The 19,730-nt window shown below is 57.4% G+C and carries 17 protein-coding genes; 12 read left to right on the top strand and 5 right to left on the bottom strand.

The window, feature by feature from the left end; genetic code table 11:
- Positions 1-78: 78 nt before the first annotated feature.
- The 3 genes from ACR0K5_RS08490 (at position 79) to ACR0K5_RS08480 (ending at position 3,141) form a co-directional block, all read left to right on the top strand.
- Positions 79-1,284, top strand: a complete 1,206-nt coding sequence (locus ACR0K5_RS08490) for a helix-turn-helix domain-containing protein (RefSeq protein ID WP_480629372.1) — start codon at positions 79-81, stop codon at positions 1,282-1,284.
- A 71-nt stretch (positions 1,285-1,355) separates the two neighbouring features.
- On the top strand, positions 1,356-2,477 hold the full coding sequence (ispG, locus tag ACR0K5_RS08485) for a flavodoxin-dependent (E)-4-hydroxy-3-methylbut-2-enyl-diphosphate synthase (protein ID WP_480629253.1): 1,122 nt from the start codon (positions 1,356-1,358) through the stop codon (positions 2,475-2,477).
- Between the two features lie 94 nt (positions 2,478-2,571).
- The gene (locus ACR0K5_RS08480) at positions 2,572-3,141 is read left to right on the top strand and encodes a hypothetical protein (RefSeq protein ID WP_480629252.1); all 570 of its coding nucleotides are present in this window, start codon (positions 2,572-2,574) and stop codon (positions 3,139-3,141) included.
- Between the two features lie 36 nt (positions 3,142-3,177).
- On the opposite strand, the gene ACR0K5_RS08475 is transcribed toward ACR0K5_RS08480, so the two are convergent.
- Positions 3,178-3,936 (bottom strand): DsbA family protein, encoded by a 759-nt coding sequence (locus ACR0K5_RS08475; RefSeq protein WP_480629251.1) that lies wholly within the window; start codon positions 3,934-3,936, stop codon positions 3,178-3,180.
- The gene (locus ACR0K5_RS08470) at positions 3,933-5,315 is read right to left on the bottom strand and encodes a M48 family metalloprotease (protein WP_480629250.1); all 1,383 of its coding nucleotides are present in this window, start codon (positions 5,313-5,315) and stop codon (positions 3,933-3,935) included. The genes ACR0K5_RS08475 and ACR0K5_RS08470 overlap by 4 nt, the downstream gene beginning before the upstream one ends.
- Here ACR0K5_RS08470 and ACR0K5_RS08465 point away from each other — a divergent pair.
- The 8 genes from ACR0K5_RS08465 (at position 5,314) to ACR0K5_RS08430 (ending at position 14,999) form a co-directional block, all read left to right on the top strand.
- Positions 5,314-6,477 (top strand): pyridoxal phosphate-dependent aminotransferase, encoded by a 1,164-nt coding sequence (locus ACR0K5_RS08465; protein WP_480629249.1) that lies wholly within the window; start codon positions 5,314-5,316, stop codon positions 6,475-6,477. The two genes, ACR0K5_RS08470 and ACR0K5_RS08465, sit on opposite strands and share 2 nt — an antisense overlap.
- A gap of 66 nt (positions 6,478-6,543) precedes the next feature.
- Positions 6,544-7,764, top strand: a complete 1,221-nt coding sequence (locus ACR0K5_RS08460) for an N-acetylmuramoyl-L-alanine amidase (RefSeq protein ID WP_480629248.1) — start codon at positions 6,544-6,546, stop codon at positions 7,762-7,764.
- 94 nt (positions 7,765-7,858) lie between these two features.
- Complete coding sequence (locus ACR0K5_RS08455; RefSeq protein WP_480629247.1) at positions 7,859-10,348, top strand: penicillin-binding protein 1A; 2,490 nt, start codon at positions 7,859-7,861, stop codon at positions 10,346-10,348.
- A 15-nt stretch (positions 10,349-10,363) separates the two neighbouring features.
- Complete coding sequence (locus ACR0K5_RS08450; protein ID WP_480629246.1) at positions 10,364-10,756, top strand: RidA family protein; 393 nt, start codon at positions 10,364-10,366, stop codon at positions 10,754-10,756.
- A gap of 94 nt (positions 10,757-10,850) precedes the next feature.
- Positions 10,851-11,978 (top strand): peptide chain release factor 2, encoded by a 1,128-nt coding sequence (gene prfB / locus ACR0K5_RS08445; protein WP_480629245.1) that lies wholly within the window; start codon positions 10,851-10,853, stop codon positions 11,976-11,978.
- Position 11,979: 1 nt separating this feature from the next.
- Positions 11,980-12,684 (top strand): M50 family metallopeptidase, encoded by a 705-nt coding sequence (locus ACR0K5_RS08440; RefSeq protein WP_480629244.1) that lies wholly within the window; start codon positions 11,980-11,982, stop codon positions 12,682-12,684.
- A 103-nt stretch (positions 12,685-12,787) separates the two neighbouring features.
- Positions 12,788-14,188: an amidase gene (locus tag ACR0K5_RS08435; protein WP_480629243.1), complete on the top strand. Its 1,401-nt coding sequence runs from the start codon at positions 12,788-12,790 to the stop codon at positions 14,186-14,188.
- A 25-nt stretch (positions 14,189-14,213) separates the two neighbouring features.
- Complete coding sequence (locus tag ACR0K5_RS08430; protein WP_480629242.1) at positions 14,214-14,999, top strand: DUF2189 domain-containing protein; 786 nt, start codon at positions 14,214-14,216, stop codon at positions 14,997-14,999.
- Positions 15,000-15,007: 8 nt separating this feature from the next.
- Here the strand turns inward: ACR0K5_RS08430 and ACR0K5_RS08425 are convergent, their stop codons facing one another.
- From ACR0K5_RS08425 to ACR0K5_RS08415, 3 genes are all read right to left on the bottom strand, one after another.
- Positions 15,008-15,727: a helix-turn-helix domain-containing protein gene (locus tag ACR0K5_RS08425; RefSeq protein ID WP_480629241.1), complete on the bottom strand. Its 720-nt coding sequence runs from the start codon at positions 15,725-15,727 to the stop codon at positions 15,008-15,010.
- A 314-nt stretch (positions 15,728-16,041) separates the two neighbouring features.
- Positions 16,042-16,602 (bottom strand): acetolactate synthase small subunit, encoded by a 561-nt coding sequence (ilvN, locus tag ACR0K5_RS08420; RefSeq protein WP_480624504.1) that lies wholly within the window; start codon positions 16,600-16,602, stop codon positions 16,042-16,044.
- Between the two features lie 68 nt (positions 16,603-16,670).
- Entirely contained in the window at positions 16,671-18,422 is a 1,752-nt protein-coding gene (locus tag ACR0K5_RS08415; RefSeq protein WP_480629240.1) for an acetolactate synthase 3 large subunit, read from the bottom strand.
- Positions 18,423-18,844: 422 nt separating this feature from the next.
- Here ACR0K5_RS08415 and ACR0K5_RS08410 point away from each other — a divergent pair, with 422 nt between their 5' ends.
- Entirely contained in the window at positions 18,845-19,690 is an 846-nt protein-coding gene (locus tag ACR0K5_RS08410; protein ID WP_480629239.1) for a HalD/BesD family halogenase, read from the top strand.
- The last annotated feature ends 40 nt before the right edge of the window (positions 19,691-19,730 follow it).

Here is a 19,730-nt window from a genome sequence, read left to right as displayed (position 1 = left end):
AAAATAAGTAGACGAATCATTCTGGGGATGATTCGCCACTTACGCGAAATACGCGACAGGCAGAATGGGGCAGCAGGGATGATTGGGCGCAGATCACAGCGCAATTCCGAAGAGGACGTGGATGTCAGACCAAAAGGGTTTGACGACTACGAAGTTCGTCTGGGTGATAAGATGCGCGGTGAACGCGCGACAATGGGCAAATCCCTTCTGGACGTTCAGCGCGAACTGCGGATCAAAGCCAACTACATAGCTGCAATCGAAAACGCCGATCCCGATGCATTTGACACACCCGGCTTTATCGCCGGGTATGTGCGTTCTTACGCGCGCTATCTGGGTATGAACCCGGATGAGACCTTTGCGTCTTTCTGCGAGGAAAGTGGATTTGAGGTCGCGCATGGCATGTCTGCCGAAGCCTCGGTGGTACGCAAGCCTTCAGGTGCTCTTCCCGCACGTGGTCCGATGGGACGGGACCCGTTCATCTCGCCAAACACACCGTATATTCCGGGCAAAGAATCTCTGGTCAGCCAGATTGAGCCCCGTGCCATTGGGTCGTCGCTGGTTTTGCTGGCGGTGATTGGCGGTATCGGATACGGCGGATGGGCCGTGTTGAACAAAATTCAGCAAGTGCAGGTCAGTCCGGTTGAGCAAGCGCCTGTGGTTTTGTCTGATTTGGACCCGCTGGATGCGGCGCGCAGCAACACGTCTGATGATGTGACGGAAGTGGCAAGTGCAGAAGCTCTGGACCGTCTCTATCGTCCGCAGGCATTGGATGTGCCGGTTCTGGTTGCACGGGATGCCCCGATTTCCACGCTCGATCCACGCGACGTGGGAACCTTCCGCCCGCCGGAGTTGCCAAAGTTCGAAGTGGCTGAGGTTCACACGGTTGAAAAGCCGGCGTTGCCGCAAGTGGTTGAGCAGATCGACACAACTCTCAAGATCGTCGCCGTTAACCCTGCATGGATGCGTGTGACCGCCGCCGATGGCAGTGTGATTTTCGAAGGCACGCTGGGCACGGTAGAGCAGGGCAGCGTGTTTGAAGTGCCCCTGACCGAAGAGCCGCCATCATTGCGTGCAGGTGCGTCGGGGTCGGTTTATTTCTCGATGAATGGCGAACACTATGGCCCGGCGGGTGCTCCGGGTACGGTCGCCAAAGGAGTCGTTCTGTCGAAAGACGCGGTGTTCGAGACATATGCCGTCGCCGATCTTGAGGCGGAACAGAACAGCGCGCTCAAACAGCTGGTTGCCGAACTGCAAACCGAAGCGACAGAAGCGCCCGCAGAGTGATCTAGCCATTGCGGTAACCCCGTTGCCGAACTATCTACAGTCGCAACTCAGGCAGACGCGGATCCGTCCTTATGTCCCTCAATCATGTGCGCCCTTGGCGCGACATCTATCGTCGTAAATCCCGTCAAATAATGGTCGGAAACGTCCCTGTTGGTGGTGATGCGCCAATTGCCGTGCAGACAATGACCAACACGCTGACCACTGACGTGGCAGCAACTGTGGCGCAGGTTCAGGCCGCCGCCGAGGCAGGCGCCGATATCGTGCGTGTTTCCGTCCCTGATGAGGGTTCGGCCAAGGCACTGAAAGAGATCGTGCGCGAAAGTCCGGTGCCCATCGTTGCGGATATCCATTTTCACTACCGTCGCGGCATCGAGGCTGCGGAAGCCGGTGCTGCCTGTTTGCGCATCAATCCCGGCAATATTGGTGACGAAAGGCGGGTGAAAGAGGTCATTCAGGCCGCCCGCGACCATGATTGCTCGATCCGCATTGGCGTGAATGCGGGCAGTCTGGAAAAGCACCTGCTTGAGAAATATGGTGAGCCTTGCCCTGAGGCGATGGTCGAAAGCGGGTTGGAGCACATCCGTATCCTGCAGGACAACGACTTTCACGAATTCAAGATCAGCGTAAAAGCCAGTGACGTCTTTCTGTCTGCCGCAGCTTACCAAGGCATTGCCGAGGCGACGGACGCACCCATCCATCTGGGCATTACAGAAGCCGGGGGTCTGGTTTCTGGCACTATCAAATCCGCCATCGGTCTGGGCAATCTGCTGTGGATGGGGATCGGCGACACGATCCGCGTCAGCCTGTCCGCAGATCCGGTGGAAGAGGTGAAGGTCGGGTTTGAAATCCTCAAGTCTCTTGGCCTGCGCCACCGGGGCGTCAACATCATCTCTTGCCCTTCCTGCGCGCGGCAGGGATTTGACGTGATTAAAACGGTGGAAGCGCTTGAGCATCGTCTGGAACACATCAAGACACCGATGAGCCTGTCGATCATCGGCTGCGTGGTTAACGGACCGGGCGAGGCGCTGATGACGGATGTGGGCTTTACCGGCGGCGGGGCAGGGTCGGGGATGGTCTACTTGGCGGGCAAGGCGAGCCACAAGATGTCAAACGATCAGATGATCGATCACATCGTGGAAGAGGTCGAGAAAAAGGCGGCTGAACTTGATGCGACGGCGGAAGCGGCTGAGTAGACAGGCCTCAACAACTCATTGCGACGCGCCATGATGTGGCCTGATTTGCCGATATTAGTGGCGGCAAAGGCATGAATATCCGGAGCAGTGAATAGTGAGACTGAAAGTGATTGGCGCGGGGCTGTTGGCCACCGCATTGGCCGCATGTAGCGGCCCTTCGAACGATTATGACAAACGACCGAGCTACATACATGTTCCGGTGCCGCCGACGCCAGGAACCCAGCTTGGATACCTGTCTGTCCATGTCTCAGGCTTTAACGAGAATGGGACTACGACGCGCGCCGATGTTCGGATCGGTCCGGGTGGCAGTGGGAAACCCAAAGGCAGCCTGACGCCAGTTATAACAGTTGATCCGCAGCTGACTTCTCGGGTCGCTTTGTCTTTGCGCGACGGTCGGGATTCGAACGCTGCATTTTCATTCGCACAACAGATCGCACGCGCGACCTATTGCCCGTCGGGACCGATCACGAAGAACTCGGGTATCCGCAAGTATTCTGATCCCAAGGATTTACAAGCCATTCTGTCAGAAAGCCAGCGGCAGGGGCGCGATGTCATTCCCGCTGACATAAAAGGAGAAGCCGTTCCTGCAACTGACTTCAGGACAAACGGCTCGCCGACCTGGGTTGTGTCCATGAAATGCGACGCGCCGTACCCGTACAACTAGATTAAGAAAGGGGCGGCTTGGCCGCCCCAATTTTCGTCAGCCCTGTTCGGCTCGCACACCATCCGCAATCTGTTGCATCTGATCCGCTGGCAGGAAGCCACGCAGCATTTCGGTGCCCAGAACAAACGAAGGTGTACCCGATATCTGCATCCGCTGCGCCAGAGCGCGGGTGCGGGTGATCTCATCCGTGACCTGGTCACTGTCCATCGCCGCGATGATTGCGTCGCTGTCCAGCCCCAGCCCGTCGGAAATGCGGCGCAGGGAAATTTCAGTTGGCTCGCCGGTGAATTCCAGCAAGGCGTCATGAACCTGTTTGTAGGCATCGTCGCCCGCCACATGTTTGGTGGCCACGGCAAAGCGTGAGGACAGGACAGACGCATCACCCAGAATAGGGAATTCCTTGATCACAAGGCGAATATTGCCGTCTTCGGCCAGCAGGCTGGCCACTTCGGGCACGGCGCGACGGCAATAGCCACAACGGTAGTCCATGAACTCGACCAATGTGATGTCACCATCGGGGTTGCCGCCGACCCAGCTAAAGCCGTCGTTGAACAGCTCATCTGCATTGGCGGCGACCAGCTCTTTGTCCGCGGCCGCTTCGGCGACCGCATTGCGCTGTTCCAGAATGTTGATCGCTTCGACGATCACTTCGGGATTTTCCAGCAGGTATTCACGCACCTGAGCGCCAAATTCTGCTTTCTCGGCATCGCTCATCGCGTTCAGGTCCAGCGCCTGCGCTGAAGTCGCCGCCATGGAAAGCCCCAGAAGGGCGGGTGCAGCATGTCTGAGGATCATTTCCGTTTCCTTTTGTTTTTGTTGAGTCGTTCCGACGCAATCAGCACGTCTTGCGCCCGTTGCCAACCCGGTGAACCTTCGGGCAGTCGCGCCACCGCGCGTTTCGCGTGAATTCCGGCATCTTCCAGCCGCCCTTGCAGCGCATACCGCTCTGCCGTCACGGTCGACGCCATACCGTCGTTGCCCACCCTTGCATAAGCAACACCCAGATCCTGCATCAGTCTGGCGTTCCGGAAATCCCGGGCGCGCGCTTTTTCCAGTACGCTGAGAGCCTGTTTGGTTTGCCCCTGAGCCAGCAGTGCGCGCCCGTAACCGGCAAGGATTAACGCATCGTTCGGCGCCATTTCAACGGCGTTTCCATACGCTTCAACAGCTGCGCCCAGTTCTCTGTTTTCCAAAAGAATTTGCCCTTTTAGTTCATAGTAATAAGGGTCATCTGGACGCAATGTCAGGGCCTCGTCGATAGCAGTGCGCGCGCGGCCCAAATCACGGTTCTGATGGTGGGCCGACGCTTCGCGCATCAGGCGGATATCCGGCTCGGTTTCTTCTTTGGCGCGGCGCAACGTCCAGTTGGGAGAGCGTAAAAAGGCGGACAGTTTGCCTTTTACCCGCGCGAACCAGTAATCGGCATTGGCATTCGGAACGGCCTTGTCACCAAACTCATCCAGAAAAGCTTCGGCGGCGCGCAAACGTTCGCGGCTGGTTGGGTGCGACCGCATATAAGGGTCCTGATTGGCGACACTCAGCAATTCCTGACCTGCGAATTTCCGATGCAGTTCAACCATCCCACTGGGTGAAATTTCGGCCCATCGCAGATAGCTTGCGGCGCTTCGGTCGGCCGAGGCCTCTTCGGCGCGCGTATGGCCCAGAAAACTGCGGATTGCCGCGCCCTGGGTGCCCGCGGCGATGCCAACGGCAGCTTCACCTCCACCTGCCGCAGCTGCCAATAGGGCCAAAGCCGTACCAAGGCTTGCGTTGCGTTGCGCGGCCTTCAGGTTTTCGGCGCGGCGGGCCAGATGACCATTTGCGATATGCGCGGCTTCGTGCGCGATCACCGCTTGTAGCATTTCCGGATTCTCTACCGTCAGAATCAGCCCGTAATTCAAATAGATGGCGTTGTAATCGATGACGAATGCATTGAACGTGTTGTCGTTGACCACCAGTATTTGAACTCGGTTGGTGTTCAGACCGGCGGCACGTAGCACGGGAAACGCCAATTCTCGCAACCCACGTTCGATGTCCGGGTCGCGGATCAGGCTTTGAGCATGCGACTGCGCCGCCGCCGCCAGCCAGACGGCAACCGCAAGCATCAGGGCCGGGATTGACGCCAGCCGGGATACGCGTTCAAAAGCCATGGCTGCAACATGGGAGATGGGCATGAGAAACTCAACCCGGTCCGGGGTCGATCCCTTCATCGTGATGGATGTGATGGAGGCCGCGCGCCGTGCGGAAGAAATGGGTCGTCATGTGATTCACATGGAAGTCGGCCAGCCCGGAACCGGTGCGCCCAAAGGCGCCACCGAGGCGCTGGCGACAGCGATGGACCGAAACCCGTTGGGTTACACGGTGTCTTTGGGGTTGCCTGCGTTGCGAAAGCGAATCGCGCAACTCTACGGGGATTGGTACGATGTGGACCTGAACCCGGAACGCGTGGTCATCACGCCCGGGTCGTCCGGCGGATTTCTACTGGCATTTACCGCATTGTTCGACAGCGGGGATCGTGTTGGAATCGGCGCGCCTGGGTATCCGTCTTATCGCCAGATTCTCAAGGCACTTGGATTGGTGCCGGTCGATCTGCCGACAGCACCCGAAAACAGATTGCAGCCCGTTGCGGCGGATATTCAGGGGATGGACCTGAAGGGGCTTATGGTTGCTTCACCCGCTAATCCGACCGGTACGATGCTGAACCACGCCGCCATGAGTGCGCTGATCGATGCCGCATACGGGCAGGGAGCCTCTTTCATCAGCGATGAGATTTATCATGGGCTTGAATATGAGGCCAAGGCCGTGACCGCGCTGGAACTGACGGATGAGTGCTATGTGATCAACTCGTTCTCAAAGTACTTCTCGATGACCGGCTGGCGCGTGGGTTGGATGGTTGTGCCCGAGGATCAGGTGCGCGTGGTCGAGCGGATCTCTCAGAATATGTTTATCTGCGCATCCCACGCCAGTCAGGTCGCGGCACTGGCCGCGATGGAGTGCGAGGATGAGCTGCAAGCCAACCTGGACGTGTACCGCCGAAACCGCGCCGTGATGCTGGAAGGGCTGCCCAAAGCAGGCTTCACGAACATCGCGCCGCCGGACGGGGCGTTCTATGTCTATGCCGACGTGTCCGATCTGACCGATGACAGCCGCGCATTTGCGGCAGAGATTCTGGAAAAAGCTGGTGTTGCGGTCACGCCGGGTCTGGATTTTGATCCGCAACGCGGCCATACGACATTGCGCTTTTCCTACGCCCGGGCAACCGCTGACATTCAGGAAGGGTTGCAGCGCTTGAAGGATTTCATGGCTGAACGCAGGACACTTGGTGCGCATGTCTGAGCCGTTCACAAAACGGCCCTCGTAGTATAGGCTGCCGGTCAAACGATCTCGGGAAAACTTGAGACCATGAGCAGGATCTTCTTTTGCATCGCCCTGATCTGGACGCTTGCTGGCAGTGCCGTCGCGCAGGATTTCAGCGCGCTGGCACGCATTCAGCCTGACCAAAGCCGCATCACGGATTTTGGGCGCACGGGCGTTCGGGTGGATATCGGTCTCAGCCAGGGGGTGCCGTATCGGATCTTCACTCTGCAGGATCCTTACCGGATGGTTCTGGACTTTAACGAAGTGGACTGGACGGGACTGAACCGTAAGGATTTCCTGCTATCCGAACGAGTCAGTGGCGTGCAATTCGGGGCCTATGTTCCGGGGTGGTCGCGTCTGGTGCTGGAATTGGGTGCACCTATGGCCGTAGACACTGCCGAGCTATCGGTTGCCGAGGAATCGGGGGCAGCGATATTGTCCCTCAATCTCAAAGGCACGGATTTTGACACGTTTAACGCAACCGCAGGTGCGCCGCGAAATCCGGGGTGGGATTTGCCGGAACCTGCTGACCTGCCGCAGGTACCTTCGCGCTCTGCGGACCGGCCATTGCGCGTGATGCTCGATCCCGGGCACGGTGGTATCGATCCGGGCGCCGAGATTGATGAGGTTGATGAGAAAACCCTGATGCTGACCTTTGCGCGTGAATTGCGCGAAGTTCTATTGCGTTCAGGTGGTTATGAAGTGGTCCTGACCCGCGTTGACGACCAGTTCGTCTCGCTGGAACGCAGAATTGCTTTGGCGCACCGAGCGGGCGCGGACCTGTTTATTTCGCTGCACGCGGATTCCCTATCCGAGGGGCAGGCACATGGCGCGGCGGTTTACACTCTGTCTGCTGATGCGTCAGACGTGGCCAGTTCAAAACTGGCCGAACGACATGATCGAGGGGATTTGATTTCGGGTATCGATCTGAATGGCGCAGACGATCAGGTGGCCGATGTCCTGCTGGATCTGGCGCGTCAGGAAACGGTGCCGCGAACAAAGTTGTTGGCGGGCGCGATTGCCAACGGGATGGCCCAACAGGGCGGACCGATGAATCGCAAACCGCTGCGTACCGCCTCATTCTCGGTTCTAAAGGCAGCGGATATTCCGTCTGTTTTGATCGAGCTTGGATTCCTGTCCAGCCCCAGAGACCGGGAAAATCTGAAGGATTCGGAGTGGCGGGCCAAAATGGCGTTGGGGATTTACCAGGGCCTTGAAGACTGGCGTCAGCAGGATGTGATCCGCAATTCCCTGATTGGTCAGTGACCTTACGGCGCAAAACGGCTAGAATACGCTTGGTGTTTTGACCCTTGGGCGGTGCGACACTATATAGGCACCACCGCGAGTAAAAGGCAGTAACGTGATCCGGTTCATTCTTTCGTTTTTTGGGGCGATTTTCAGTATCGTCACCTTGGGTGTTTTCATGGTCGCACTGGTCATCGGTGCGGTGTTCTGGATGTATGGTCGTGACCTGCCCAGCCACGAATCTCTGGCCCAATACAAGCCCCCGACGATCAGCCGAATTTATTCGGGCGAAGGCCAATTGATCGACGAATTCGCGCAAGAACGCCGTCTGTTCACACCGTCCGAGGAAATTCCTGATCTGGTGAAACAGGCGTTTATTTCGGCGGAAGACAAGAATTTCTATACCCACCAAGGGTATGACCCACGCGGCATTATCGCGGCAGGCGTCGAAGCGGTCCGAACCAAAGGCGGAACCGTGCGGGGTGCGTCGACCATTACGCAGCAGGTGATGAAGAATTTCCTGTTGTCGGGCGACCGCCGGGCGGAACGCAAAATCAAGGAAATCATCCTCGCCACCCGGCTTGAGGATACCCTGGACAAGGAGCAGATCCTCGAACTGTACATGAACGAGATCTTTCTGGGTCAGAACTCTTACGGTGTGACAGCCGCCGCGCAGACCTATTTCAACAAGACATTGCAGGAACTGGCCCCGCATGAGGCGGCGATGCTGGCAGCGATGCCCAAGGCACCATCGGATTACCACCCGGTTCGGGAGAAAGATCGCCTCCTGGCCCGCCGCAACTATGTGCTGCGCGAGATGAACCAGAACGGTTACATCGATCAGGCGACCTTTGAGAGCGAGGTAGAAATGCCGCTGCGTTCGGTCCAGAACGGTGATTTCGAGAGCTTCCGCACGGCACTGCCGCCGCGCGACTATTTCACCGATGAAATCCGTCGCCAACTGAGCGAGGATTTCGGCGAAGGCGAGTTCTTCACGGGCGGTTTCACGGTCCGCGCATCGGTTGATGAGGAAATGCAGATCGAAGCCGCCAAGGCCTTGCGCACGGCGCTGCAGAAATATGACCGGTCTCGCGGGAAATGGCGTGGTACCGGCGAAGTGATTTCGGAAGAAAAACTGTCGGACGAAGCGCAATGGCGCGAGGCGTTGTCGATCATGGAAATCCCGCGTGACGTGGTATTGCCAACCCGCTGGTATCCTGCCGTGGTTCTGAATGTCGCTGATCAACAACTCACTGTCGGGATTGAAAACGGACCTGCAGATGGCGCCATCCCGCGTTCCGATATCCAGTGGATGCAGGGTGACTTTGCAGCGAACTTCAAACGCGGCGACGTGATCCTTGTTGTCGAGGGCGAAGAGGGTCAATGGTCCGCCCGCCAGGTGCCCGAGGTTCAGGGTGGCTTTGTGGCGATGGACGTGAACTCGGGCCGTGTTCTGGCGATGCAGGGCGGGTTCTCGTATCAGGACACCGTATTCAACCGTGCCACGCAGGCGCAGCGCCAGCCAGGGTCCAGCTTCAAGCCTTTCGTCTATGCCGCCGCGCTGGACAGCGGATATAGCCCCGCAACCATCGTTGTGGACGCACCGATTGAGGTGAACACGCCGCAGGGCCTGTGGCGTCCCAAGAACTCGTCGAACAAGTTCTACGGGCCGACTCCGCTGCGCACCGGGATCGAGCAATCTCGGAACCTGATGACCATCCGTCTGGCACAAGAAGTCACCATGCCGGTGGTTGCGGGTTATGCTGAACGCTTTGGGGTTTATGACCGGATGGGAGCGTTTCTTGCGAACTCGCTGGGATCCGAAGAAACCACGCTGTACAAGATGGTCGCTGCTTATGCGATGTTTGCGAACGGTGGCGAGCGGGTTGAACCCACATTGGTTGACCGTATTCAGGACCGGTTCGGCAAGACCATCTATCGTCATGATGACCGACAATGTCTGGATTGTAACTCCACGTGGCTGGAGCCTGACGAATCTCCGACCCTCGTTACGGATCGCGCGCAGGTTATGGATGCCATCACTGCCTACCAGCTGACGTCGATGATGAAAGGTGTGGTGGATCGCGGAACTGCATCGCGCGTTGTGAACCTGCCTGTGCCGACGGCAGGTAAGACCGGAACCACCAACGAGTCCAAAGATGCGTGGTTCATCGGATTTACATCCAACATCGTGGCCGGGTGCTATATTGGCTATGACCGTCCGCGTCCGATGGGGCGGGGGGCCTATGGCGGAACCCTATGTGGCCCCGTATTCCAGAGCTTCATGGAAAAAGCCGTTGAGAAATACGGCGGTGGTCCTTTCGAGGTGCCGGAAGGTGGTCACTTCATCAAGATCGACCGATTCAGCGGCGCGCGTTTGCCGGATGATGCCAGCGGCGAATATGTTGTGGCCGAATTCTTCCGCGACGGTGTCGATGGGTTTATCGACCGCGTCTATGACGGTGGCTTTGCCATCGGATCGGACTTGCCCTTGTTCGAGGAAGTACAGCGCGCAGGCGTTCAGGTTCAGACTTCGACAGGTCAAACGGTCACAGTCGGGCCAAAGGCAACCCAAGGAGATCTGAGTACCGGCGGCCTTTACTGACGAGGAGCGATCCTTTTGGGTAAGACGCCTCTGATTCCTCAATCTTTGCTGGGTGCGCCCGGGCAACTCAACATCTCCCCGGGTGTCATTTCCGGCAGGCACGTGTTTCTCACCGGCATGACCGGGAGCACGGCGGACGGTTCCATGCCGGGTGATCCGGAACAACAGTTCCGAAACGCCTTTTCCAAGATTGCCGAAGTGCTAAAGGAAGCTGGCCTGGGATTGGATGCAGTGGTCGAGATGACGACCTATCATGTTGAAATGCGAAATCATTTCGATCTGTTTGACAAAGTGCGCCTTGAGGTTCTGCCTGCGCCTTATCCGGCCTGGACCGCGGTTGAGGTTGCGGGGCTGCGACGGGAAGGTGCCTTGGTCGAGATTCGGGCGATCGCACATCTTTCCGAGTGAAAGCACGAGAGTGACTTCAACATCCAGCCTGTCTTGTGGTGTCTCGCGCCACTTGCTATCACGCAGGCCTGATTGAGCAAGTTGGGACAAGACCATGCGCGCCGAAACCCAGAACATCGTGGCGGAAATCGAAAAGTCGCTGGAGCTGCTGGCGCAGCGTATGGACTATGAAACCGCACCGCATCGCCTTGAGGAATTCAATGCGCGTGTCGAAGACCCGAACCTGTGGGACAACCCCGAAAACGCGCAAAAACTGATGCGTGAGCGACAGATGCTGGTTGACGCGATCGAGACCTATGAAACCATTAAGACCGACCTCAGCGACAATATCGAGCTGATCGAACTGGGCGAAATGGAAGAGGACGAAGAGGTCATTCAGGACGCCGAAGCCGCGATCAAGGCACTGCAGAGCAAAGCTGCAAAGAAAGAGCTTGAGGCGCTGCTGGATGGCGAGGCCGATAGCAACGACACCTTCCTTGAAATCAACTCGGGCGCGGGTGGTACCGAAAGTTGTGACTGGGCTTCGATGCTGGCACGGATGTATATCCGTTGGGCCGAGAAAAAGGGGTATACGGTCGAGCTTCAGTCTGAAACCGCGGGGGAAGAAGCGGGGATCAAATCCGCCGCATACAAGATTTCCGGCCATAATGCCTATGGCTGGTTGAAGTCGGAAAGTGGCGTGCATCGGCTGGTGCGGATTTCGCCCTATGACTCGGCAGCCAAGAGACATACATCCTTCAGCTCTGTCTGGGTGTATCCGGTGGTAGACGACAATATCGAGATCGAGGTCAACCCCTCTGAAATTCGCATCGATACATATCGTTCCTCTGGCGCTGGCGGTCAGCACGTGAACACCACAGACTCGGCGGTACGGATCACGCACATCCCGACCGGGATTGTTGTGACATCGTCCGAGAAATCACAGCACCAGAACCGCGATATTGCCATGAAGGCGCTGAAATCACGCCTGTATCAACAGGAACTGGATCGCCGGAACGCAGACATCAACGCGGCACACGAGGCCAAGGGAGATGCGGGCTGGGGCAACCAGATCCGGTCATATGTCTTGCAGCCCTATCAAATGGTCAAAGACCTGCGGACCAATCATGAGACGTCGGACACCAAGGGTGTGTTGGATGGCGATCTGGACGGGTTCATGGCGGCGACCCTGGCGCTGAACGTGGCGGGCAAAAGCCGGTCCGAGGCACAGGGCGACAGCTAAGGTGGCGCGCCAGAGCTCCTTTCTGAACCTGCTGAAAGGGCACTGGCAACTTATCCTGGTCACAAGCCTGGTCTTTTTGCTCTGGAATACACCCGTTGTGGTGCCGCTGAAGATTCTGGTCGTCTTTCTGCATGAGTTGTCTCATGCCGGGACGATCCTGTTGACCGGTGGCTCTGTCGAGAGCTTTTCGATCTCACCACAACAAGGCGGAATAGTCGTAGGCCGGGGCGGCAACCGGTTTCTTAGTTTGTCCGCAGGGTATCTTGGTTCGTTGGTGCTTGGTATGGCCCTTTTGATCCTTGCTTTGCGGACAAAGGCCGACCGCGCTGTTCTGGCCGGTTTTGGCGGTGTCATGTGCCTGGTGGCCTTGCTGTACATCCGAGACTCATTTGCTCTCATTTTCTGTTTAGGAGCCGGGGCAACGATGATCGCCACGGCGTGGTATCTGCGCCCGGATGTGAGCGATCTTGTGCTTCGCGTGATCGGACTGACCAGCTTGATCTATGTCCCATTCGACATCTTCGGCGACACAATCCGACGGTCCGGTGTGCGTTCGGACGCATTCATGCTGGCCGAAGAGTTCGGCGGCACCACCATGGTATGGGGTGGGGTCTGGCTGGTGCTCAGCTGCATGGCAATAGCTCTTTGCCTGCGGTACTGGCTTGGGACAGACAGCAACTTGCATTTTCGCAGGGTATCGGGCTGACCCTGCTTTCAGGGGTGTTTATGAAAAGATACATTTAAACAGTGGGTTTAAATGATCCGAACCGCCCGCTAGGCTGCTGGAAACTACAGTAGAACTGCGAGCTATGGACCTGACCCGGATATCGGCCACAAACCTATTGAAACAGTTGGCCAACCGGCAGGTTACAGCCGCAGACGTGATGCAGGCCACACTTGATCGTATCGCCAAGGTTAATGGTGAAGTGAACGCCATCGTCGCACTGCGGGACGAAGGCGATTTGATGGCCGAGGCGCTGGCCTGCGACGACAACCCTGTCACTGGCCCGCTGCATGGCCTGCCGATTGCGGTTAAGAACCTTGTGAATGTGGCTGGGGTTGTCTCGTCTCAGGGATCACCTGTTTTCCGGGACTTCGTGCCTGACAGCGACGATCTGATTGCCGACCGGATGCGGGCCGCAGGTGCTATCCTGATTGGCAAAACTAATACACCGGAATTTGGGCTGGGTTCTCACACCTTCAACCCGGTCTACGGAGCAACGCGCAATCCGTACGATGCCGACTATACCTGCGGCGGCTCGTCTGGCGGGGCAGCAGTCGCTTTGGCGACGGGTATGGTGGCCTTGGCCGATGGGTCGGACATGATGGGCAGCTTGCGCAACCCGGCGGCCTGGAACAACGTCTATGGCTTTCGTCCAAGCTGGGGCAGGGTGCCGTCTGACCCTGTGGGCGACAGCTTTTTGCATCAGGTGTCCACGCTGGGCCCCATGGCGCGCAGCCCCGAGGATCTGGGTGTTCTGCTTGATGTTATCTCCGGCCCGGATCCGCGCTTGCCGTTGGTTGCCGAAAGTGCCCCGGTGTCACCGGTAACCGCCGAGGATCTGCAGGGGCTTCGCATTGGCTGGCTTGGCGATTGGGGTGGGGCTTTTCCGACTGAAACCGGTATTCTCGACTTGTGCTACGACGCGTTGAAGGTGTTCGAAACGCTTGGCGCCCATGTTGAGGCCGTTGCCCCGCCTTTCGATGCCGAACAGCTGTGGAGCAGCTGGATCACCTTGCGGTCGTTCAGCGTGGCTGCGGGGCTGGAAGCATTAGCTTCACAAAAGGACCATTTGAAAGACACGGCACAATGGGAACTGGATCGGGGTCTGGCGATGAGTGCGATGGAGGTGCATCACGCCAGTGTCATCCGATCCGAATGGTTCCGTTGTGCGGCGAACGTGTTCGAACAGTTTGACGCATTGGTCCTGCCTTCTGCTCAGGTCTGGCCGTTTGCCATTGATTTGCCGTACCCGAAACAGATCGCTGGCCGGACCATGGATACCTATCACCGTTGGATGCATGTCACGGTACCGGTCAGCCTGATCGGGCTGCCGTGTCTGGCAGCCCCTGCCGGGTTTGGTGAGCAGGGGTTGCCCATGGGATTTCAACTGTTCGGACCCAGAGGATCGGACCAGAAATTACTGTCGGTCGGGGCGGCCTATCACGCCGCGACCAACTGGCCAAACAAGAGGCCGGCGATGTCATAACGCCGGTCAGGGAGGAGGAGACAACATGGACAAACCCTTTGGTGTTCCGGATATGCGACCGGTCGATACCGTCATGCTGCGCACTGCTTTAAAGCGCGCCTGGGCCGACTTTCGCCGCGCACCGCTATTCGGCCTTATCTTTGCCGGGGTTTACGTGCTGGCCGGGTGGGCCATGGCATGGGTGACCGTTCAGACCGGAACAACCTTCTGGCTGGTGCTGGCCGCCATCGGGTTTCCGCTGATCGGCCCTTTTGCCGCTGTTGGTCTGTACGAGGTATCACACCGGTTGGAGCAAGGAGAGCCGCTTGATCTGGGCGCGATCTTCGGCGTTGTACTGCAGCAAAGCCGCAGACAATTGCCCTCGATCTGCGCGATCATTGTCGTCGTGTTTCTGTTCTGGTTTTTTCTGGGGCACATGATCTTTGCGCTGTTCATGGGTTTGGCGACGATGACAAACGTGTCGACATCGCTTGAAGTGTTTCTGACGCTGAATGGCCTGACAATGCTGGCAGTGGGAACAGCAGTCGGGGCAGTTTTTGCAACCGTTCTGTACATGATCACCGTTCTGTCGATCCCTTTGCTGCTGGATCGCGAACTGGATTTTGTAACGGCAATGATTACCAGTTTTTCTTACGTTTCAGAGAACCTACCGGTCATGCTGGCCTGGGGTGTTTTCATTGCGGTTCTGACGTTTCTGGCGATGGTGCCCTGGTTTCTTGGGTTGCTGGTGGTCTTGCCTTTGCTGGGACATGCCAGTTGGCATCTGTACCGGCAGATTACGCAGAACGACAAAGGGGAAACACCAACCTGAGACGTTGGTTACGGGTGCTGAGCCACATTGTTGGTCGACAATCGCGCGGCAGCAAAAATGGCCGTCGAATCGTGCCCAAGGTATTTCAGTACAACGGGTTCGGGTGTTGTCGCGTTTGTTGGACTGATGACCGACCCACGCCACTGAACTGCCGTGCCCGTGGGGTCGGGAGAGATCAGATAGACCCGGCTGTTCTGACCTTCCCGCTGGGAAGTCAGCATATAGATCGTGTCACCGCTTGAGGCCGCAATCCCTTGTATTTCCCTTGCTTTCGGTGTTGCTTCGGGCATTGCCGCGCGAGACACGTATCCGCGTATCAACGTGCATTGGGCCAGCGGCCGGGCGTGCAGAAGCGTCATGCGATGCTCGGCTGAAAGGCTTTCAATTACAGCGTAAAATCCGGGCGAAAACGCGGACTGACTCATCGTATCAGAACCGGACCCGAGAAACTTGGTCAGGGCCGAGGTGGCGGGGTGATCCTTGGTACTTTCGATCTCGTCCAAGGGTTTCAGAAGAATTCGAGCGTCCACATCGAAGAACCGACAAATACGGTCCAGAACATCCGGTCTGGGTACGCTTTCACCCGAAAGATATCTGTTGAATTGGGTGCGGTTTACGCCAAGTTGGCGGCACAGCGCCGAGATCGAGCGGTATCGCTGTGCCAATAGCCGAAGGTTCGCGCCGAACATTGCGCGAAGTTCAGCGGGGCTGCGAATATCATCGGTCATAGGTGCCCACGTCTTGCTGAGTTTCCGGATGAAACCATCATCGCATTGGCTCGAAGAACCAGCTCGTCTTGAAAAATCGTACAGAATGACCCCAAGCAACGTATCCCCACGTCGCGTTGCGGCCTTGAGGCTAACGCCCCAATGCATAAAGACAATAGGCTTTATCCGAAAATGCCTGATCTTTATCGGGAAAAGCTGACCCTATGGCAATTTTAGCGCAGAAAGGTCGCTTGGGTTGAATTCGAGATGTCTCATCAACCTAAAAAGTGTTCCCGCCTTGGTTGTTGGAAAAGGCCCAAGGCGGGACAGGTTGTTTAGTCGCCGCGCAGCAGGGCGGCCACGCCGGTTCGTGCGATTTCCATCAGACCCAGCGGGCGCATCAGGTCGGCGAAGGCGTCAATCTTGTCGGGGGCGCCGGTGATCTCGAAGATGAACGAGTTCAGCGTGCTGTCGACTACATTGGCACGGAAGATATCGGCCAGGCGCAGTGCTTCGACCCGTTTGTCGCCTTCACCCACGACCTTGATGATGGCCAGTTCGCGCTCGACCGAAGGTCCCTCGACTGTCAGGTCATGTACGTCATGGACGGTCACGATCCGGCCCAGCTGCGCCTTGATCTGTTCGATCACCTGCGGAGTCCCGGTGGTAACGATGGTGATGCGGCTCAGGTGGCCGGTATGATCCACTTCGGCCACGGTCAGGCTTTCAATGTTATAGCCGCGGCCCGAGAACAAGCCGATGACGCGGGCCAAAACGCCCGGTTCGTTCTCAACCAGAACGGCAATCGTGTGGCGCTCCTGCACGTCCGAGAAGGTGGGGCGTAGGTTATAGGCCGAATGGCGGGTGGAGCCTTTTTTGATATGTAGGGCAGACATTTATGTCCCTTTCATCATCCTTGAGATGTCGGGCGCAGCGAAGCGCCCAACCAAATCCGTCGAATTTGTTAAACCAGTACCGAACCTTTGGAGTCGATCACGCCCTGCGTCTCGGCTTCGCCCAGCAGCATCTCGTTATGCGCTTTGCCCGACGGGATCATCGGGAAGCAGTTTTCATGCTTTTCAACCAGACAGTCGAAGATCACCGGTCCGTCATAGTTAATCATCTCCATGATCGCGTCATCCAGATCGGCCGGGTCGGAACACAGGATACCCTTGGCGCCGAACGCCTCGGCGAGTTTGACGAAATCGGGCAGGGCCTCGGACCAGGAATGCGAGTACCGCTCACCATGCAGAAGTTCCTGCCATTGGCGGACCATGCCCAGTCGCTCGTTGTTCAGGATGAACTGCTTCACCGGCAGGCGGTACTGAACGGCTGTGCCCATCTCCTGCATGTTCATCAGCCAAGATGCTTCACCGGCAACGTTGATCACCAGCGCTTCCGGATGCGCCATCTGTACGCCGATGGAGGCGGGGAAACCGTAGCCCATCGTGCCCAGCCCGCCCGATGTCATCCAGCGGTTGGGGTCTTCGAAACCAAGGTACTGTGCCGCCCACATCTGGTGTTGGCCAACCTCGGTGGTGATATAGCGATCATGCTTTTTTGTCAGTTCTTCGAGACGTTGCAGCGCGTATTGCGGCTTGATCGATTTCTCGCTGCTGGTGAAAGCCAGACAGTTGATCTTGCGCCACTCGGCGATCTGGTTCTGCCACTGTTTGACATTCGCAGCGTCGGTCTTGCGTCCGCGAGACTTCCAGATCTTCAGGATGTCCTCCAGCACATGGGCCACGTCACCAACAATCGGGATGTCCACACGGATCACCTTGTTGATCGAGGACGGATCGATATCGATATGTGCTTTCTTCGAGTTCGGCGAGAACGCATCGATGCGGCCGGTAATCCGGTCGTCGAAGCGCGCGCCGATATTGATCATCAGATCGCAGTCATGCATCGCCAGATTGGCCTCGTAGAGACCATGCATCCCCAGCATTCCCAGCCAGTTCTCGCCTGACGCGGGATAAGCACCCAGCCCCATCAGGGTTGAGGTGATCGGAAAGCCTGTCGCGTCCACCAACTCGCGCAGCAGCTGGCTGGCTGCAGGCCCCGAGTTGATGACACCGCCACCAGTGTAGAACACAGGCTTTTTCGCCGTTTCGATGGCTGCGACCAATTCGGTGATTTCTTCAAGATCCCCTTTGACGACGGGCTGGTAATGCGACGTCGACGGCTTCGGCGGGCTGTAATCCCCAGACGCAAACTGGACATCCTTGGGAATATCGATCAGCACAGGCCCGGGACGGCCCGAAGTGGCAACATGGAACGCTTCGTGCATGGTTTCGGCCAGCGAGTCCGTATCCTTCACCAGCCAGTTATGCTTGGTGCAGGGGCGGGTGATACCGACGGTGTCGGCCTCCTGAAACGCATCCGAGCCGATCATGAAGGTCGGAACCTGTCCGGTCAGGACAACAATCGGGATCGAGTCCAGCAGCGCGTCCGTCAACCCGGTGACCGCATTGGTCGCTCCGGGGCCGGAGGTTACCAGCGCAACGCCGGGCTTGCCGGTCGAGCGGGCATATCCTTCGGCAGCGTGGATCGCACCCTGTTCGTGACGCACCAGAATGTGGCGAATGTCGTTCTGCAGAAAGATCTCATCATAGATCGGTAGCACGGCGCCACCGGGGTATCCGAATACCGTGTCCACGCCCTGATCCTTGAGGGCCTGAACCACCATCTTTGCGCCGGTCATCTCACGTGTCATCTGCTTTGCTCCGTTCGCGACATGTGTCTTGCGTTTGACAAAAAAAAGCCCCCGATCTTTTCGGAGGCGCATGGGTTCGATTATGGTTTACCGTTACCGGCCCATGCGCGTGTTTCCTACGATTACGACTAGCGTTCTCATCGCCAGAGGCTCCTTTTTGCTTGGAGGGGACATTATGGTCGGGGGGAAGGGGCGTCAACAGGCAATTGCACCAATTTTCTATCTCTGAGGTGGTATTTTGCGACATTTTGTTGCGCAGATTGCCGCATGTTGGGAATTTCCGCGAAGAATAGCCTGAATTGAGCAGTTTCGACGGCTGTTTTTATGGTCTGAAAGCGTCAGGCCGATGTCCGAAAATGGCATGATGATCGGTTTTTTCTGCGCCACGCTACTTTTGTGAGCGCAACCGACGGAGGTGGAGCATGTTGCAGGATCTGGTGGATCTTGGACGGTACGCGATCGATCGCCCGGATTCGCCGGCCTATGATCGATTGATCGGGGATCTAAGGCGTGAGTTGGAGCAGGATGGATGTGCTGTTCTGCCTGGTTTTGTGCACCAGCAAGGGATCGAGCTTTTGGTTCAAGAGGCCGACGAGGTCGCGCCTAAGGCCCACAGATCTTTCAACCGCACAAACGCTTATTTCACCAAGGACGATACCCGGTTCGGTATCGCTCATCCGATCCGGCGGTTCTATGACCGATCGAATGCCTTTGTTCCGGCTGACAATTTCGCCACGTCCGGGCCGCTGCGTCGCATTTATGAATTCGGCGGGTTTCTACCCTTCATCCGGGACGCCCTGAATGAGCCCGAAGACCGCTTCTTTCGGTATGACGATCCGTTGGCGGACGTAATCATCAATGTCGTGGAAGAAGGGCAGGGCTTTCCCTGGCATTTCGACACCAACAACTTCACGGTGACACTGGCTATCCAGAACGGCGAGGAAGGGGGGGCTTTCGAATATGTACCCAATCTTCGCACTGCAGAGGACGAAAATTTCGGACAGGTTGCCTCGGTTCTGGATGGAAACATGGCGCGCGTTCACCAGCTTGAATTGCAGCCCGGGGATTTGCAGATTTTCAAAGGCCGGTATTCCTTGCACCGGGTGGCTCCGGTCAAGGGCGCGCGCCGTCGTTATGTGGGGATCTTTTCTTTCGTCGAGGCCGAAGGCATGTGCGGCGGGGTTGAGCGGACACAGCAGCTTTATGGGCGGGTATTGGCACACCACTATGAGCGCGCGGGATTGCGAAAGGATCAATTGCTGGATTGAGAGACCATCGCCGTTAAAGTGCATCCGATTATTGTTCGGA

Source organism: Ruegeria sp. AB9 (assembly GCF_056542585.1).
This window is presented reverse-complemented; position numbering and strand designations above follow the sequence as displayed.

Bases quoted from the DNA above. Each gene is read 5' to 3' on its own strand.
- ACR0K5_RS08490 (WP_480629372.1), top strand. From the start codon at position 79: ATGATTGGGCGCAGATCACAGCGCAATTCCGAAGAGGACGTGGATGTC.
- ispG (WP_480629253.1), top strand. From the start codon at position 1,356: ATGTCCCTCAATCATGTGCGCCCTTGGCGCGACATCTATCGTCGTAAA.
- ACR0K5_RS08475 (WP_480629251.1), bottom strand. From the start codon at position 3,936: ATGATCCTCAGACATGCTGCACCCGCCCTTCTGGGGCTTTCCATGGCG.
- ACR0K5_RS08465 (WP_480629249.1), top strand. From the start codon at position 5,314: ATGAGAAACTCAACCCGGTCCGGGGTCGATCCCTTCATCGTGATGGAT.
- ACR0K5_RS08470 (WP_480629250.1), bottom strand. From the start codon at position 5,315: ATGCCCATCTCCCATGTTGCAGCCATGGCTTTTGAACGCGTATCCCGG.
- ACR0K5_RS08460 (WP_480629248.1), top strand. From the start codon at position 6,544: ATGAGCAGGATCTTCTTTTGCATCGCCCTGATCTGGACGCTTGCTGGC.
- prfB (WP_480629245.1), top strand. From the start codon at position 10,851: ATGCGCGCCGAAACCCAGAACATCGTGGCGGAAATCGAAAAGTCGCTG.
- ACR0K5_RS08435 (WP_480629243.1), top strand. From the start codon at position 12,788: ATGGACCTGACCCGGATATCGGCCACAAACCTATTGAAACAGTTGGCC.
- ACR0K5_RS08430 (WP_480629242.1), top strand. From the start codon at position 14,214: ATGGACAAACCCTTTGGTGTTCCGGATATGCGACCGGTCGATACCGTC.
- ACR0K5_RS08425 (WP_480629241.1), bottom strand. From the start codon at position 15,727: ATGACCGATGATATTCGCAGCCCCGCTGAACTTCGCGCAATGTTCGGC.
- ilvN (WP_480624504.1), bottom strand. From the start codon at position 16,602: ATGTCTGCCCTACATATCAAAAAAGGCTCCACCCGCCATTCGGCCTAT.
- ACR0K5_RS08415 (WP_480629240.1), bottom strand. From the start codon at position 18,422: ATGACACGTGAGATGACCGGCGCAAAGATGGTGGTTCAGGCCCTCAAG.
- ACR0K5_RS08410 (WP_480629239.1), top strand. From the start codon at position 18,845: ATGTTGCAGGATCTGGTGGATCTTGGACGGTACGCGATCGATCGCCCG.